The organism is Maridesulfovibrio salinus, assembly GCF_055394525.1.
Genome location: NZ_AP042461.1, coordinates 3,380,081 through 3,397,269 on the forward strand (window position 1 = coordinate 3,380,081; position 17,189 = coordinate 3,397,269).

A 17,189-nucleotide genomic window follows, 5' to 3' on the forward strand; every position below is an offset into this window, starting at 1 on the left:
AGAAAAGAGTTCTTCCCGAAGAACGGCTGCCGTAACGGCAGAGCGTAACGGTTCTGTCCTATAAATAGGAGCTAGTCAAAAAACGGATGGAAAACAAGGGAAAATATAAAGATAAGTGTTATGTTTTCTACTTTGCCAGAATACGCAGGTACAGATCACCTTTAAAAGGACCGAGTTTGCGCCCCTGCCCCTTCAGACGGATTGCCCTGCCGATAACAAAATCACGCGGCAGGGTTATATCCAGAGTTTTGGTCTTTTTACGGACCCCCTGCTGGATGGTGATACGCACGGTGCGTCCGGGATGCAGTGCGGAAGCGGGGAAATAAACGGTCTGTTCATCGTCCATCTGCCCTTTCATCCATGATTTGATGCCCTCGGTGAATCCTGATGAGACGTCTACCGAGGCGGTTTTATCGCCCCAGCTGAGGTTGACCTTGCGGTCCTGAACCGGAGAGGAAGCTTTCTGAAAAGGCTTGTCCTTGCTGATCTGGCTGTAGATATCTTCAAACACCTGACGGGCGAAAGGATCGTTCAGGATATCCTTGAGCACGTCCTCCTCTTTCTGAAAGAAATAACGGCTCTGCTGCGCGCGTTCGGAATTGGCTCTCGAATCCGTGCGGGCTTTGGATTGCTGGTTCTGATAAGCCTTGGCGCCGTGTGAGGCTGTCTTGCGGTCCGCCTGTGACTTGAAGGTGCTTTTCTGGCGGGTGTATGAACTCTTCCCGGCAGAGGATTTGGCTCCGCTGTTTGAGGCGACGTTCTTGAGAAAAACGTAAGCCTCATTCAGTTCGCGGAATTTGCGGGCGGCATCAGGGCTGGGGTTCAGATCGGGGTGCATGCTGAAAGCAAGCTTGCGGAAAGATCTTTTGATATCCTCCTCGGTAGCATTCGGCCCGACCTTTAGAATACTCTGTGCCTGTCTGGTGTTCATAGTTGATTATTCGTCGGTAATAAGTGCGTTGGGTGCAACATCAGGATCATGCTGGCGCAGGCCTTCGGTCCGGATATATTCCTTGCCCTGTTCAACAAATTTAGCGTGTCCTGCCTCGGGATTTACGCCCGGACAGTAATCCTGAATCATCTCCCAGCTCATTTCATCAATGAGATTGCCACGGAAGAAAGGCCAGGCCCTGCAGATATCGGGACGACCGGGATGAACCCCGCATCCTTCATTAAAGAAAACGCAGTAACCGTCCCCGCGTGACTGGAGACGAATTTTACCGTTAACGGTTTCACTGTATTTTTCAACCATCTCTTCCTCGGACATGCCGAGGAATTCCGCCAGACGCTGCCGGTCCTTGGCGGTCATGATTATCCCGCCTTCACCCTGACAGCAATGACCGCACATGCGGCACTCAAAAGCCTGATCCATTTATCGTCTGCCTGCTAATTTTTTATGATCCACCATAATGCATCTGTCTTCTATAACTTCAACGCCCTTTTCGGAGAGCATATTTCTTGCCTCCGGGTTGTATATGCCTGACTGCATCCAGAAAACTCTGGGCAGTGTTTCAAGCTTCAGGCATTCACGGGCATGATCGGCACAAAACTGTGAAGCCCTGAACACATCCACAACGTCCACGGGTTCAGGGATATCCAGAATGGTCTGAAATGTTTCAAGTCCCCAGACATTCTGTCTTTTCGGATGAACCGGGATAACCTTGAAACCAGCGTCTATCAAGTACCGCCCGACCATGTCCACCGGACGGCCGGGTTTGTCGACAGCACCGATTACGGCAATTACCTTGACCTCATCAAGAAGTGCGGCTAATTTTTTTTCGTCTAACAGCAACATTTGTTTTTCCCCGGGCAGTTAAGTGTTTGTGCATGCTACAGTAAAGCCCGCTCACTTGCAAAAGTTCTCTCACAGTACCCGATTTTTTCCGTACTGCATTCCCGCCGATCAGAAAACTTACACAGTTTTCAAACCCGCCTGTTTAAGGAGTATACCAAAATGTCTGATATGAATACTAATATTGTTGTTCCAAGGACCGAACTCGAAGCCCGCTGGGCCAAATGCCGCCGCTTTCTGCCGCAGGTTGCGCCGCAGGCCGGAGGCATTCTCTGCTTCTCGCGTCTGCAGATTTATTACCTCTCAGGTTCATTTGTCAACGGTGCAGTATGGCTGCCCCTTGAAGGAGAGCCGATCCTTTTTGTCCGCAAATCCTACGACCGAGCCAAAATAGAAAGCAGCATAAAAAAAATCATACGTTTCAAGTCATTCAAGGACATAGCCCCGCTTGCAAAAGAAGCCGGAGCCCCACTGAGTGATACGATCGGAGCCGAAACCGCCGGACTGACCTGGCAACTGGGGGAAATGCTCGCCTCACGCATGCCCGAATTCAAATTCGTACCCGGTGACAAGGTTCTGGCTCAGGCCAGATCACTCAAATCCGAATGGGAACTGGAAATCATGCGTGAAGTCGGTGAGCGACACAATTCAGCGCTTGTGGATGTGCTTCCAGAAATTCTGGAACCGGGCATGAGTGAACTGGAAATATCCAAGTACATCTGGAACGTTTTTTTCGAATACGGACACGAAGGGCACATGCGCATGCAGACTTTCGGGTCGGAAATCTTTCTCGGCCACATCTCAGCCGGGGATTCCGGCAACTATCCCAGCACCTTTGACGGCCCACTGGGACTGCGCGGAGTGCATCCTGTATCCCCTTACATGGGCAGCGGAGCAAAATTATGGGACAAAAACGCCCCGCTCTCCGTTGACGCTGGATTCGTCATGGAAGGCTACCACACCGACAAGACACAGGTTTACTGGTCCGGGCCGAAAAGCTCCATTCCAAAGGAAGTTATGGACGCACAGCTTTTCTGTCAGGATGTGCAGGCAATGGCCGCGGAAAACCTCAAGCCCGGAACTCCGGTCAGCGACATATACAGATTAGCCGTTGACGAGGCCGAAAAACGCGGCTTCAGTGAAGGCTTCATGGGTCTGGGCGATAACAAGGTCAACTTCCTCGGACACGGAATCGGCCTGACAGTTGACGGTTTTCCGGCCATCGCTAAAGGTTTTGACCTGCCCATAGAAGAAGGAATGGTCTTCGCCCTTGAGCCCAAGCAGGGAATCCCGGGAGTGGGCATGGTGGGCGTTGAAAACACCTACGAAGTGACCGCAGAGGGCGCAAAATGCATCACCGGAAATAATTTTGATATAATTTGTATTGATAAGTAGCAGAAGCAGGAAACACGTAAAACACCACAACTATACATGGTTAGACTTACGCGGGTTTCAGTTTTCTTTCTCTGCGCGCCACAGGCTTATGGTATTGCGAAATAAAGGCTCGTTAAAAATCATCTTCACAACGCAGATGCCGCTTTATCCGCAAAGCAGGACTGCTGAATATCAAGGCTCGGAACATGAATTGTTCCGGGCCTTTTTTTTCGCCTCGGCACTGGATCATTACGGCTCTTTTGTTATAAGAACAATACCACAACTTGATTGAGAAATATTAAGGGAGAATAATCCATGCCCATTTACAGCAATCTTCATAAGCTGATCAGAAATAAAGACGCAAAGGCACGGGCGGCAGAAAACCTGCTCAGACTTAAAGAACAGATGCAGGGTTCCGTTCCTGAAAAAGACGCGGAAGAAAACCTGCTTCTCGCCACATGGAACATACGCAATTTCGGCAGAAAAAACCCTTTCGGCTGGGGAAACAGGCTCCCCGAGTCATGGTTTTACATTGCGGAAATAATCTCAAATTTTGATCTTGTGGCGGTACAGGAAGTCACCAGCCTTGATGAGTGGGAAAAGGTAATGCGTATTCTTGGCTCGCACTGGGATTACATTGCAACAGATGTTGCCGACCGGGCGGCAGGCGGAAACGGCGAGCGGATGGTCTTTGTTTACGACACAAGGAAAGTATCATTCAGAAATGTGGCGGGGGAAATTGTTCTGCCCCCATCCATGCTGATCAGCAGACATATCTTTGATAAGGATAAGGAAAAGCTGACTGCGGGAGAACAGTTCGACAGGACACCGTTTCTGGTATCATTTCAGGCGGACTGGCTTAAGCTCGATTTGTGCACCGTGCACATTCATTACGGCTCGGACTCAGAGGACGACCTGCGCGAAAGAAGCGAAGAGATCAATGCAATCGCAAAATATCTTTCCAAAACAGCCGACAAAAAGCTCAGGAAAAATATCTCCACAATTCTGCTCGGAGACTTCAATATTTTCGGCCTCAACCACCCCACTATGCAGGCACTGGAGAATAATAACTTCGTCATCCCCGATGTCCTGAAAAATAAAACAACAACCGGGACCGGAAAACATTATGACCAGATAGCATTCAAGACCAAAGCGGAAACCGTTGAATATGTAGACACTCCCGGAAACGGAAATGCAGGGGTGGTCGACCTGTTCAAATCAATAATGACTGATGATCATTATGATATCTACAAAGAACTGGTACGCAAGACCACCAGTTCGGGTAAAAAGGCGGACAGTGAAGAAAAGCTTTTCAAGGCATACAAGAAGTGGCGGACCTACCAGTTATCCGACCACTACCTGATGTGGGTGCGGCTCAAAACCAACAACAGCCGCAACTATCTCAGATCAATGCTGACGGATGACTTTCGGGACTGATATCAGCCAAGCATCTGCCTGACCAGCTCCAGATAGGGGTCAATTCCGCAGGGGACATCATCGGGCCAGACAAATTCGTTTGTGCCCGAATTTTCTAAGGTGGAGAGAATCACCTTTGCCAGATTCGAATGGTCGGCGGGATCATCAATCACATTTTCGGGCGGCAGAAAATAGCTGCTGCCGTTATCACGGGAACTTATCACCGGAAGACCGCAGGCAAGGGCTTCAAGAACCGAATTGGAGCAGGCGTCATAAAAGGATGGAAGGACAAAGATATCGGAACTGCCGTAAAATGCGGGCATATCTTCAACCTTTCCCCGGAAATTAACCCTATCGGCAACTCCCAGCTCTTCAGCCAGAGCGCTGTATCTTGAAGGATTCCGCCCCCCCGCCACATGCAGGTGGAAGTTGCCCGGCAGAAGTGCAAGGGCCCGGATAAGCGAAGAAACCCCTTTCAGGGCAAAGTTGGTCGTAGCGGTGGAAATAACCACATCATTTCCGGTAAGGGATAATCCGGAGCGTTCTGCTGCTCTGCGCTCTTCCGGCAGAGGGCTGAACAGCGAGAGGTCCGGCTTGTTGTAGACCACATCAATTTCACGTCCTGAAAGCTCAGGGTGCGCCTCAATCATCCAGTCACGCACCCTGTGCGAAACGCAGACGATCCTGCTGTCCGAACGGACCTGCCTGCGCTCGATATATTTTATCAGCAGGTTCACAGGGGCGGTGCGGCGGCGCAGCATCTTTAATTTTCCCGCCAGACCGTTACCCCAAGCCCGCCGGGAAAGTTTCCAGAACGGTTCAAGGGGCCCGCCACCGACACGCAGGATATCCTGATTAAGGGATTTGCCCAGACTGATACAAAGGTCATACCCGCCCCGACTGCGAAGCCGCTCGGCAGCCAGCACGAACCAGAGTAGCTTTCCCGCTCTGCAAAAGCCGTAACGCCCCACTTTGAGCACCCGGACACCTTCCGGCGCATCCACCTCGGCCCTTGAACAGATGAAATCCACCTGATATCCGGCTCCGGCAAGAGCTGCGCTTAAATTGTATCCGAACCGCTCCACTCCGCCATAGCGGCTGAACCGGGGTAGCATTATGGCTATCTTCTTCATATATATTAACAAGCCCTTGGACTTAAAGATTTACAGGACGTACACAGGGCGGCTGAATAATCTTGCCCGCCTGCCCTTATATTGATACTCGCTTCAAAGCGTCCGCTGAGAACAGGCGGCACAATAAACCTCGCCATATATTCTCAGCAGAACTGCAGAATGCAGCGGGCGCGAATGTTAATCCGAAACTCTATACTTGCCAAGAAAAACCACAGGTAAGGAGAAATAATGCCTTTTCTGACTCATCCCCTGGATATGCAGATATTCATTCTGGTCAACCAGATCTTCCGTAAACACTGGCTTGATGTGTCCATGCCGCTCATGTCTTCCGCGGCACTTCTGTGGGCCATCATATCAGTTGTCACTATTCTGGGCATATATAAAAAAGGGGCCAGATTTCTGATCATAATGCTTCTGGTTGTAGCATCCATGGGCCTTGCGGACCTTTCCACAAACATTCTGAAAAAAACCTTCGGCCGGGTGCGCCCACTCAACTCCATCGCCCTGACCTATCATCATGAAGACAACAGATGGCAGAGGCGGGCACTTGATTTCAAGCAGACCAAGGAACGGGGCAACTCATACCCTTCCGCCCACGCCTCCAATTCAATGGCCTTCACGGTAATGCTGATGATCTTTTTCAGGAAATTACGTCCGTGGCTGCTTTTCCTGCCCATAGGTGTCGGGTATTCACGGTTGTATCTCGGCAAGCACTTCGCAACGGATGTGCTGGCGGGATGGGCTGTGGGACTCTGCGTGGCCATAACGGTATGGATTATCTGGGAGTATGTGCTGCGAGACAAAGTTCCTGAGCGGTTCCGGGTTTAAGCAGGTTCAAACAGACATGAGCCCGCACCTCAATTCAAAAGCTGTCCGCCCTTGACGCGGCTATGTTGACAAATGCAATCCTTACCAATTTCTAAATATTTAAAGGAGTCACCGATGGAATTTGAAATCAGGCACGACTGCAAAAACGTAGACTGGCAGGAAGTTTCAGACACACTGCAATCAGTGGGCATGGCATTCTATGCACCGGAAAAACATAAGCGGGCCTTTGAGGCCAGCCACAGTTGTGTGTTCATTTATTCCGGTGGGCAGATGGTTGGATTCGGCAGAACCATTTCCGATGGAGAATATCAGGCCGCGGTTTACGACTGTGCGGTTAAAGCCGAGTATCAGGGGCATAGGCTGGGCTCAAAGATAATGAGTGAGCTTATGAAACAGGTCCCCGGCTGCAATGTCATTCTCTATGCCTCGCCCGGCAAAGAGGGATTTTATCAGAAACAGGGATTCAGAAAAATGAAAACCGGAATGGCCAGCTTTGTTAACGAAGAAGTCATGATTAAAAAAGGGTTTACACTCCCGCATAAGTCAAACTCTACTGATCCCTCAGCATAGCTTGGGGGCTCAGTGCACTAAAGATAAACATTTAATTCAACACTAGAACCATTTCCACACTACCTCCCACTCAAGACTATATCCCACATATAGGTATGGCAATTATTGTGTTGCAAACTTAAACATATCGAACTATAAAACATCTGATTCCAAAGATTGAGATAAGCTCAATAGCGTAAAGGAGTTATGATGTTATTTTCTTCATACATTTTTATTTTTCTCTTTTTTCCAGCCGTTTTTATTTTATACGCCCTGCTGCTTTCTTCAAAAAAAACCGAGCTAGCTAAGTGGGCATTAGTTTGCGGCTCTCTTTTTTTCTATGCATATGGAGCAAAGGACTTTTTCCCTTTCTTTCTTGGAAGCATTACTTTCAACTATTTAGTGGGATGTCAGTTGCTCAAATCCCATACAAAGCACAGCTCCTTAGTTCGAAGATTAATCCTTACATTTGGGATACTTGGAAACATAACTCTATTGGGATATTACAAATATACTGACTTTATCATTGCTAATATAAATCTTTTTGTTTCCGAACCTTTGGCTTATCAGAACATATTACTTCCAATTGGAATCTCCTTTTTCACTTTTCAGCTGATTGCATATTTAGTCGACTCATATCGAGGGGAAACAAAAGAATACACCCTTTTGAACTACCTTATGTTCATCACTTTCTTTCCTCAACTTATTGTCGGACCAATTGTCCATCATAAAGACGTTGTCCCACAATATAATCGTCTGAAAGAAAAATTCTTAAATTATGATAATATAGCAAAAGGAGTTTTCTTATTCTTCATAGGTTGCACTAAAAAAATAATCATGGCGGACCCTTTGTCTGAATGGGCTCAACATGCGTTCAACAATGTGCACAACTTGGATATGGTACAATCTTGGGTGGCAGCGTTAAGCTACACTTTTGCATACTACTTTGACCTTTCAGGCTATGCGGATATGGCGATAGGTCTGGGCTTGATTTTCGGCATTAAAATACCTGAAAACTTCAATTCTCCGTACAAGGCAAGAAACTTTGCTGATTATTGGAGACGTTGGCATATAACCTTATCCCGCTTTCTAGGCGATTACGTTTTCAGAAATGTATACATCAAGGGAAAAGGTAGCTTCAATTTCTACTACGCAATTTTTATAACTTTTCTTGTATCAGGATTCTGGCATGGAGCAGGATGGAACTTCGTAATATGGGGAGTGGTGAATGGAATATTTGTTATCTCAGCTCATATGATGAAACGGGCTGAAATAAAACTACCATTCATCATTGCCTGGTTCCTGACTTTCTTAGGTATTGTCGGAACAAGAGTCCTCTTTGTATCAAATTCCGTCGACGACTCTTTCCATGTTTTAAAGACAATGATTGGCACAACTTTGCCGCAAGGATTACACGCAATTGTCGTTCCAAGCAAAATACCTGTATATTTGGCAATAGGGTTTATAGTCACTTTATTTTTCCCCAACAGTAATCAAATGCTGACAAAATTTAAGCCATCATACAAAGTAAGCTACTGTACGGCTCTCTTGATAATTATATCTTTATTCAACTTAAGTAATCCTCGCGGATTCTTATATTTCCAATTTTAACTTATAATACAAAATGAAAGATTCAAAAAAATACTTAAAAACAACATTAATGATTACTATTGCACTCGCGATAGTGACCACCGTTATATACAAAAGTGTTATAATCGACCCATTATATAAATTAAAATCTTTTCCTATAGACAAATCCGTCGACACAATTTTTGCAGGAGCATCCCATACGGCGTGTGCTTTTTGTCCCGAATATTATCCTAACTCTATAAATATTGGACGTAGTGGCGAGCCTGTTTTTTTTACTTATTTCAAATTGCAAAAATTATTAAATGACAACAAACAGATCAAGCAAGTCATAATTGCCTTTGACCCTATTCATATAAGCAAATATCAAGACAACTTAATGTACAAAAACACCTCCAACTCTCGCAATACATACTTGGATTATTTCTTTTTATTGCATAGTAAAGATTATTCCTCACTACAATCTTATACAGAAGATTTTTACATATCATGGCTCAAATACGAACTTGGAATTCCTTTTAGTTATCTGAGAGACATAAAATTATCCTACAAGGAAGTTAAAAATATAATTAAGAATTCAGATTATAATTTCTGGGGAGGACAGGAAAAAAAGGATGAAGTGCATCTAGATAACAAGCACCTCGCTAAAAAGATAGCTGTCTACTTCAATTTTCCTGAAAGTGACAATAAATTTTCAGAGACATCAATACAAAGCATAGAAGCGATAGCCAGCTTATGTGACCAAAAAAGGATCAAGCTCACTTTGATAAGAACTCCCTTATATAAAAAATTCTCAGAACAAATCCCCAAAATTTACACCGATAAATTTTCAACAATCATAAATTCAATCACAAAAAAACATAAAAATGTAGCTTGCTATGACTTATCCAATTTAAACCTACCCAAAAATATTTTCCTTGACGGGGATCATTTAAATACGGATGGAAGCAAAATCTTCACCTCATATATCAAAGATAACATTCGGTAAATAAATGAAAAAATCGGTAATCATCTTATTGGTAATTTTTACTTTAGCTACAATTTATTACGTAAATAAACCCAATCCTTATTCACCTACTAAGCCATCATGGTTGCACAGTTCAAGAGTGTCTTTATTCAAAGTCCTGCCCAAAAGGAAGAATACTATCGTTTTTCTTGGAGCAAGTATTATTCAGCACTGTGAGTGGCATGAACTTTTAGGACAATCGGTATTTAATCGTGGTATTGCCGGAGATACTACTCACGATGTTCTTTCACGTCTTGATTCAGTCTACGCACAACAACCTTCCAAACTATTCATAATGGTCGGTCTGAATGACCTGTTCAGGAAACATAGCGTTTCAGAAGTTCTTAAAAACTACGAACGAATTATTACAATAATCCAAACACAGACACCCGACACCAAAATTTACTTTTCTTCTCTGCTACCAGTAACCAATGACACTAGCCTCCTCTCCGACTTGAATCCCAAAATCTCTCAAGTGAACAAAATGCTTTCAAATCTATGCACGAAAAAGGCTATTCAATATTTAGATCTGTACAGCAGTTTTGCCGATCAAAATGGTTCCATGAAAAAGCACCTCACATATGATGGAATCCACTTAACAGGACAGGGGTACATGATTATCCGGGAAAAAATTTATGAATTACTTCTTTCGGACGAATAATAAAAACAAATGAACTATTTTCAACTTACTGTAATGAAGAGAAAGCTACCCCTTTATTTTTATGAACGACATCCAGAACTGAAAGACAATCCGGAACAATTCACCCAGCCAGATAAGGATTAGCAATTTATCACCCACCCCGACTTCAGTTCAGTTGTAGTTTCCGGAGCTGCCACTGGCAATTAATAAGGCCCTCATCCATTGATTGGATGAGGGCCTTTGCTTTTTCTTGCCGGAGCTTCATTGATGGACGAAGCTCCGGCCAGTAAGGGAAGGAGTGATGTTTTTAGATTCCCGGAACCGGAAACCTTGAGCAGAAAGATTCGATCTCTGTCTTTGTGGTGGCAGCCAGAGATTTGTCTTCGGGATTCTTGAGGACTTGGACCATCCAGCCTGCCAGTTTCACCATATCGGACTCTTTCATTCCGCGGGTGGTGGCTGCGGGAGTACCGATTCTGATTCCGCTGGGCTTGAGCGGCGGATTGGGATCATCGGGAATGATCTGCTTATTGGTGGTAATGGAAACTTCGTCGAGAAGTTCCTCGGCAACCTTGCCGTTGATGCCGAAACTCTTTTCGGTATCCATGACCATCATGTGGTTGTCAGTGCCGCCGGTGACCAGGGATGCACCGGCTTTTGTGAGTTCCTCCGCGAGTGTCGCGGCGTTGGTGAGGACCTGCCTGCCGTATTCCCTGAATTCAGGTTCCGCGGCTTTTTTGAGAGTTACCGCGATTCCGGCAATGGTGTTCATGTGCGGTCCGCCCTGCAGTCCGGGGAAAACTGCCTTGTCGATTTTCGGGGCAAAGTCCTTTCTGCAAAGGATCATGCCCCCGCGCGGGCCGCGAAGGGATTTATGTGAGGTGGTGGTTACCACATCAAAACCGAAATCAAAGGGATTGCGGATGACGTCCGCAGCGATGAGACCGCCATAATGTGACGCGTCAGTCATGGTTATGGCGCCGACCTCGTCCGCGATTTCCTTGAACTTCGCGTAATCCAGATCACGGGGATAGGAGGTGTACCCGCAAAGGATCATCTTCGGCTTGTTTTCAAGCGCGGTTTTACGCAGTTCATCAAAATCAATGGAACCGTCAACCGGATCGGTTTTGTAGCGGATAAAATTGAAAAGCTTACCCATGAACGAAACAGGCGCGCCATGAGTGAGGTGTCCGCCATGGGAAAGATCCATGGCAAGAATGGTATCCCCCGGTTCAAGCAGGCCGAGATACACAGCCTGATTCATGGGTGAACCGGACAGGGGCTGCACGTTGGCGTGTTCGCAGCGGAAAACCTGCTTTGCACGCTCACGGGCGATGTCTTCTATGGTGTCGGTAAATTCCTGACCGCCGTAATAGCGTCTTCCGGGATAACCTTCGGAGTATTTGTTGGTGAAAACACTGCCTAAGGTACAGAGAACTTCGGGGTAGGTATAGTTTTCAGAAGGGATAAGCTCAATGCCCACCTTCTGGCGGGTTTCCTCGCCGGAAAGAGCATTGAAGATGTCTGAGTCATTTTTCTGAAGAAGATCACGATATTGCTGCATGGGCACTCCTTTGGATTGCACCTCTTGGAAGAGGAAAGGATGCACGTTCTGTTCAGAACGAGGCCCAGGCGAGCGGCTGGATATAAAATTCCGTGTTTCCCTGTGGTTAATTCCACATTACATCGCCAGTTGCACGGAATGTGTATTCAAAAACTGACTCATCAATAGCAATACAATTCAACTCTGTAAAACACTTTTTTGCCCGAGGATGAAATCTACGGCAGAGTGAGCTTGTAGCGGATGCGCAGCACCCCGTCTTCAAAGCTATGCGAAACCATCTTGAACTCACCTATTTCACTGGAATTATCCACATGCGCACCAATGCATGGGCAGGCATCGAAATCACCGATATTCACCACCCGCACCTCGGTGACGCCTTCGGGGAGTCTGGTCAGGTTGAATCTTTCATCGGCTTCCTTAAGGCTGATCATCTGTTCAGTCACATCCAGATTGGATGAAATGGCCTCGTTAACGGAAGCTTCGATTTCACGCGCCTCAGCATCTGTCAGGGCCCGGTCGAAACGGTAGTCGCACTTGGATTTCTTCTTGTTGATATGCGCGCTGAAACAACGGTCGCAGTCAAACCTGCGGACCATAACCTGATTGAGAATATGTTCAGCGGAATGCATCCTCGGCTGGTAATCTTTTGCCATAATCTGCCGCCCTTTTACGTTTAAATGTTTACGGTAATATCCCGGGTAGAATTAATAGTCCTTTTTCTTCATGAAAACAACTCACCCGAAACCGCCCTGCTCCGCCGACAAAAAAAATCGCGGAAGCCTTGCTGCCCCCGCGATTTGATTCATGTATTGTTTCAGTGATTACTTACCGAACTTTCTTCTTAAAGCTCCGACAACTCCGAGACCGCCAAGCATAATGAATGCTGCACCGGGGATTGGAGTAGGAGCAACGTTGGATATGTTGGTAACCGTCATATCCTTAAGGTTCAGCTGAGTGTACTTCCAGTTGTTATCCGGGTTGTAGGAGAACTCATGCATATAGCCGAGCTTTGTTCCCACAGTCAGATCGTCAAGCTTGGTATTCCAGTCCTTGAGGTATACACCAGAGAGGCTGTTGGCGGCTTCGGCCTTGAATTCCGCAGGATTCTCCTGCAGGAAATTATTCTCATACCACATTCCTCCGCTGAGGACTCCGGCATAAAGGCCTGAATAAACAGTGTTCTGCTTATCCCGCGTACGACCGTTTCTGGTAACAGATCCCAGCCGGTCAGTATCAATCTCAAGTACATACCTGACATTAGCACCGACACCGATATTAGCGGAACTTGCAAGCCCGCCGTTATCCTGTATGCTGTTCACTGTTCCCTCAAGGGTCACATAGTATGACGATGCCTGCGAAACAGCGGGCACAGTCAAAGTTATCAGGAGCAGTATAACTGCGTATATATTCTTCATAAAAGCCTCCCGACCTTTTTTTTCTATACTATTAAGATAATCCACCTTAGCTATCGGGTCAAGTTACACACTTCTTCAGGCTCAAAGATTACCATTTTGTCATTTTACGTCAAACACATTAAATTTTCCCAGCAAAGCCAATCATCTTCAGCTTAGTAATACCACCTCATGCGTTCGAACAAGATATACTGACGACTCAAAAACGTCCATATTAGATCTATAACATACACATGACACAAAATAATAATATAATTTTATTTTCATTTTATGTTAAATGTTATAATATATGCGGAAAACAACACGCATAAACATTCAATGCGTTAATTATTTATTCAATACAACGCAAAATAAAGACACACTTAAAAATGACAAAAAACATACATATAATCATTATTATTGTTTTATCTTTCTGCATTGTAAATTTTCAGGATGCTTCCGCGGCAAAGAGAAAAGTATTTATTCTAAACAGCTACCACAGCAGCTATCCGTGGACCAGCGACTGTCTGAAAGGACTTCACGACAATCTGAATCCTGATTACGAGCTGGTTCATATTGAACTGGACACCAAAAGAATTCCGGAAAAAGAGTTCAATGTCCGCGCGGACAGGGCAATGAAACTTATTTTCGAAGAACGCCCGGATATTGTTGTGATGATGGATGATAACGCACTGAAAATGCTAGGGGAGAGAATAAGTAACGAAGGCATTCCGCAGGTTTTTTTGGGAATCAACCAAAATCCCCGGCTTTATTTTACAAAGAAGAATATCCCGACAAATGTGACAGGAGTTCTTGAAAGGCCCCTGCTGAAAAGATCTCTGGTGATGCTCAACAAGCTTTCCGGACCGGGAAAGTACCTGCTGATGATGGACGCAGGGACAACCTCCATGGCTATAATAAAAACCCAGATGGATGGCAGGAAAGAGGCCGAATACGGGCCATGCAGCATAGATGTTTTCACCTCAAATCATTTCACGAAATGGAAAGAAGAGGTGCGAAATCTTGATGTCAACGAATACAAAGGCATAATTATATGCAATTACACGGCGATGAAAGATGCTTCCGGGAAACATGCGCCCATGACCACTGTGGCCAAATGGACCAGCGCAAACAGCAAAGTTCCGATTTTTGCGTTTTGGAGATATTCAGTGGGAAAAGGAAAAGCAATGGGCGGCCTGATTATGAGCGGCTACCATCAGGGAAAGACCGCAGCGGAAATGGCCAACAAGATTCTTTCGGGTGGACCGATTCCCTCCATTCAACTTCCCAACGAAGGAATACTGATGTTCAGCAGACACGAACTCTCCCGCTGGCGCATAAGACTGCCTCAGGAACTGAAAAAGAAAGCTGTTTTCGTAAAGTAACAGGAAAAAGAACTGCATGAATTGCTGCATATAAAAAAACAAATCAGCTGGTAATCCAGAATACGTTTCGGCAATCAACGACTTAAGCTGATTCCAATTGCGAAAAAAACTCTTGAAAAGGCAGTTTCAGGTGAAGTGCTAGATATACCTTACGGCAAGTCGACTGAATAAGCCCATTTCTTCGGCATCCGATGCCTTTTCATCACGCATATTATCCTCTCGCTAACCTTCATCCTCTACGGGAAGCCGGTCGAACATGGGCAAACTTTCCAGTTCAAAGTCCCAATTGGCTTTATTAGCCATAAATATGTGACCATCCGCTCTAATCGGTATGTCACAGTCCAGGCTGCCCGCCGGCACGACAAGAAGGGTTCCATCCATTTGGATATTAGGAAGAGCCGAGCCGCAAGTGCTGCAGAAACTTTTGATATGCCCTGTTGAATTAAAGTTGAATGTCCTTACTTCCTCTTCCCCGGCAAGCCATCTCAACTTGGCCGTGGAGGAAAACAAATTCGCGGCATGGGCAGATCCGGTGTCTTTACGGCATCGTTCGCAATGACAAAGGAAAAAATTATCAAAATATCCTTCTACCTCAAAGGCGACCTTGCCGCATAGGCATGTCCCTGTATATTTCATTATGCCTCCTTCTAGTTCTCAATTATTGTCGTCTTGTTCTAGTTATTCCCGGTAGCCGAAATGTATCAGGTTGGTGTCGGGGGTGGGCGATGAAGCATTGGCATGGTTCTCGTAATTTTTATGCGGTGGTGGAGATTGGAAGCCCCAGGGAAATACTGCTACGCCTTTTTTAATTCAGTGCAATCATTTGCCAAACTTACTGTTCAAACCTGAATACATCTTAGGAGCGACAGCAAATAAATAAAATACTGCGACTTGGAATATCAGGTAATACCCAAAGGAATCCAAAGCTAAGTGCCATCCAAATTCTGTTAGTATATCCTCTCTCGAACGCCCTAAAGATGGGAAAATATACTCATATAGCGAGTAGCCCAGAGCAAAACCAAGATATGCCCATATCTGTTTCCTGTATAAGGCTCTCATAATCAGGCAGAACAGGACTAAAGGTAAAATTATGAGCAGACTGCTATGGACTATTGAATAGATAAAGAACTTGGCGATACTTCCAAACAAAAAACACACAATAAAATTAATCATGATTGTATCCGATATGGCGGACGGCATTAGTAGCCCTCTCTTTACCATCTAATTCAAAACCTTACTTTCTCCAGATTGACATACTCACCAAACTTAATGACATCCTCCCCATCACCGGAAAGAGTATCTACAGCACGACTCAGAGCATCCGCAGTCCCACGCCCCATTTTGGCAACAGCATTCCAGAAACCGCCCTCGTCTTCCTTTTCATTTGACTCACGGGCTGCCGGCTCTGCATCTGAAGATTTATCTTTCTCCGGAACTGGTTCAGCTTTCTCGGCATCTGCCTTTTTCTGCTTAGGAGATTCATGAGAGCCGGCTTCCTCCGCAGGACGGTCATTTGCTAAACCAACATACTACATACTATTTAAAGCTATTAAATACGGGATAAAATATACAACCAACATTCCCCAAGTTACATATCTGGCAAGTTTGTACTTTTTGGACCAAGAATCTAGAAACCCAGCCAACAACAGCCATACCAATCTGGCGGAATGCATTATTCCAAACGAAATCCAATAGTTTTCAGAATACGTTTCGTAGCCCATATAGATAAGGTAATACGGATTAAAAAAATATGCAGTATTCGACCAAAGATTCGCTAAAATCTCTCGGTCTGACAATCCATAAAAAAATATTGCCAGTTCAGAAACGAATCCAGTCACAAACCAAAGAATTATATATTTTCTCATACCCTCACCTATAGACTCGGAGAGTAGAAATGCTAGATGAAAAACGGACACTCCGTTTTTCATCTAGCATTTCATTGTAAGAAGGAGAAGAAGGCTAAAATATTTATTTTCAGCCTTCTGATATAAAAAAAGTTAGAATGGCTGACCGTTGTTGATATAAGTCACTGAGAGACCTTCTGAGCCTAGAGATTTTCTAAAAAGACGTATTCCGGCAATTAATGCTTTACGTGTTTTGGGGTCGTCACAACTCCATTCTATTATGGCATGGCCCCAGAGTTGTACGGGGGTCGGTGATTCATTAAGGGATAACACCCGCGTAGCATGTGGTGGAAGTTCAAAATCACCAGTTCCAGTTGAAATAAGGATATGGCTTTGTGTATATGATCCAGTATAAACTTTAGCAAATGTTGTAAAGTCTGCCCCGTCTTGGTCGTATAGTCCTATCCTGCATTTAACCGTTTTATCTGTAATGTTAGTAACAATGATTGATGTATTAAAATATGAGTTTGAGTTTCCAGGAAAATGTGAGAACTCTATGCTTGGAACCAAAATGCTGCCATTGGGGTAAAAATCTGTTTGTGCAAATGCAGTACCGTACATAAATAGTACTGTAACAATAGACATTAGACTTAATTGAATTAAACGTTTCATGAACCTCT

General features: G+C 45.2%; 17 protein-coding genes and 1 riboswitch. Of the genes, 8 read left to right on the forward strand and 9 right to left on the reverse strand.

What is annotated here, in order from left to right; all coding sequences use genetic code 11:
• Window positions 1–127: 127 nt before the first annotated feature.
• From ACZ5PW_RS15535 to ACZ5PW_RS15545, 3 genes are read right to left on the reverse strand one after another with little or no spacing between them, the layout of a single operon-like run.
• Window positions 128–931 (reverse strand): DnaJ domain-containing protein, encoded by an 804-nt coding sequence (locus ACZ5PW_RS15535; protein WP_464555353.1) that lies wholly within the window; start codon window positions 929–931, stop codon window positions 128–130.
• A 6-nt stretch (window positions 932–937) separates the two neighbouring features.
• Entirely contained in the window at window positions 938–1,372 is a 435-nt protein-coding gene (locus ACZ5PW_RS15540; RefSeq protein ID WP_464555354.1) for a YkgJ family cysteine cluster protein, read from the reverse strand.
• Window positions 1,373–1,795 (reverse strand): CoA-binding protein, encoded by a 423-nt coding sequence (locus tag ACZ5PW_RS15545; protein WP_464555355.1) that lies wholly within the window; start codon window positions 1,793–1,795, stop codon window positions 1,373–1,375.
• 159 nt (window positions 1,796–1,954) lie between these two features.
• On the opposite strand from ACZ5PW_RS15545, the gene ACZ5PW_RS15550 reads away from it, so the two are divergent.
• Both ACZ5PW_RS15550 and ACZ5PW_RS15555 read left to right on the forward strand, forming a co-directional pair.
• Window positions 1,955–3,187 carry a M24 family metallopeptidase gene (locus ACZ5PW_RS15550; RefSeq protein WP_464555357.1) on the forward strand — a complete coding sequence of 411 codons (1,233 nt, stop codon included), beginning with the start codon at window positions 1,955–1,957 and terminating at the stop codon, window positions 3,185–3,187.
• Window positions 3,188–3,481: 294 nt separating this feature from the next.
• Window positions 3,482–4,603: an endonuclease/exonuclease/phosphatase family protein gene (locus ACZ5PW_RS15555; protein WP_464555358.1), complete on the forward strand. Its 1,122-nt coding sequence runs from the start codon at window positions 3,482–3,484 to the stop codon at window positions 4,601–4,603.
• 2 nt (window positions 4,604–4,605) lie between these two features.
• On the opposite strand, the gene ACZ5PW_RS15560 is transcribed toward ACZ5PW_RS15555, so the two are convergent.
• Entirely contained in the window at window positions 4,606–5,715 is a 1,110-nt protein-coding gene (locus tag ACZ5PW_RS15560; protein WP_464555360.1) for a glycosyltransferase family 4 protein, read from the reverse strand.
• Between the two features lie 228 nt (window positions 5,716–5,943).
• Between ACZ5PW_RS15560 and ACZ5PW_RS15565 the strand changes: the two genes are divergently transcribed.
• The 5 genes from ACZ5PW_RS15565 (at window position 5,944) to ACZ5PW_RS15585 (ending at window position 10,346) form a co-directional block, all read left to right on the forward strand.
• A complete protein-coding gene (locus ACZ5PW_RS15565; protein ID WP_464555363.1) occupies window positions 5,944–6,543 on the forward strand; it encodes a phosphatase PAP2 family protein in 600 nt (199 codons plus the stop codon).
• A gap of 114 nt (window positions 6,544–6,657) precedes the next feature.
• On the forward strand, window positions 6,658–7,113 hold the full coding sequence (locus ACZ5PW_RS15570) for a GNAT family N-acetyltransferase (RefSeq protein ID WP_464555365.1): 456 nt from the start codon (window positions 6,658–6,660) through the stop codon (window positions 7,111–7,113).
• 186 nt (window positions 7,114–7,299) lie between these two features.
• Window positions 7,300–8,703 (forward strand): MBOAT family O-acyltransferase, encoded by a 1,404-nt coding sequence (locus tag ACZ5PW_RS15575; protein WP_464555367.1) that lies wholly within the window; start codon window positions 7,300–7,302, stop codon window positions 8,701–8,703.
• Between the two features lie 13 nt (window positions 8,704–8,716).
• Entirely contained in the window at window positions 8,717–9,667 is a 951-nt protein-coding gene (locus ACZ5PW_RS15580) for a hypothetical protein (RefSeq protein ID WP_464555369.1), read from the forward strand.
• 4 nt (window positions 9,668–9,671) lie between these two features.
• Window positions 9,672–10,346, forward strand: a complete 675-nt coding sequence (locus tag ACZ5PW_RS15585) for a GDSL-type esterase/lipase family protein (RefSeq protein ID WP_464555371.1) — start codon at window positions 9,672–9,674, stop codon at window positions 10,344–10,346.
• A 286-nt stretch (window positions 10,347–10,632) separates the two neighbouring features.
• Here the strand turns inward: ACZ5PW_RS15585 and ACZ5PW_RS15590 are convergent, their stop codons facing one another.
• The 3 genes from ACZ5PW_RS15590 to ACZ5PW_RS15600 form a co-directional block, all read right to left on the reverse strand.
• Window positions 10,633–11,889, reverse strand: a complete 1,257-nt coding sequence (locus tag ACZ5PW_RS15590; RefSeq protein WP_464555374.1) for a serine hydroxymethyltransferase — start codon at window positions 11,887–11,889, stop codon at window positions 10,633–10,635.
• A gap of 55 nt (window positions 11,890–11,944) precedes the next feature.
• Window positions 11,945–12,032, reverse strand: a riboswitch (ZMP/ZTP riboswitch).
• 72 nt (window positions 12,033–12,104) lie between these two features.
• A complete protein-coding gene (locus ACZ5PW_RS15595) occupies window positions 12,105–12,542 on the reverse strand; it encodes an alanyl-tRNA editing protein (RefSeq protein WP_464555376.1) in 438 nt (145 codons plus the stop codon).
• A gap of 168 nt (window positions 12,543–12,710) precedes the next feature.
• The gene (locus ACZ5PW_RS15600) at window positions 12,711–13,304 is read right to left on the reverse strand and encodes a VPLPA-CTERM sorting domain-containing protein (protein ID WP_464555378.1); all 594 of its coding nucleotides are present in this window, start codon (window positions 13,302–13,304) and stop codon (window positions 12,711–12,713) included.
• A gap of 365 nt (window positions 13,305–13,669) precedes the next feature.
• Here ACZ5PW_RS15600 and ACZ5PW_RS15605 point away from each other — a divergent pair, with 365 nt between their 5' ends.
• On the forward strand, window positions 13,670–14,665 hold the full coding sequence (locus ACZ5PW_RS15605) for an ABC transporter substrate-binding protein (protein ID WP_464555380.1): 996 nt from the start codon (window positions 13,670–13,672) through the stop codon (window positions 14,663–14,665).
• Window positions 14,666–14,887: 222 nt separating this feature from the next.
• On the opposite strand, the gene ACZ5PW_RS15610 is transcribed toward ACZ5PW_RS15605, so the two are convergent.
• Together ACZ5PW_RS15610 and ACZ5PW_RS15615 are read right to left on the reverse strand one after the other, a co-directional pair.
• A complete protein-coding gene (locus tag ACZ5PW_RS15610) occupies window positions 14,888–15,301 on the reverse strand; it encodes a GFA family protein (RefSeq protein WP_464555381.1) in 414 nt (137 codons plus the stop codon).
• A gap of 1,361 nt (window positions 15,302–16,662) precedes the next feature.
• Complete coding sequence (locus ACZ5PW_RS15615) at window positions 16,663–17,181, reverse strand: hypothetical protein (RefSeq protein WP_464555382.1); 519 nt, start codon at window positions 17,179–17,181, stop codon at window positions 16,663–16,665.
• Window positions 17,182–17,189 lie beyond the last annotated feature (8 nt).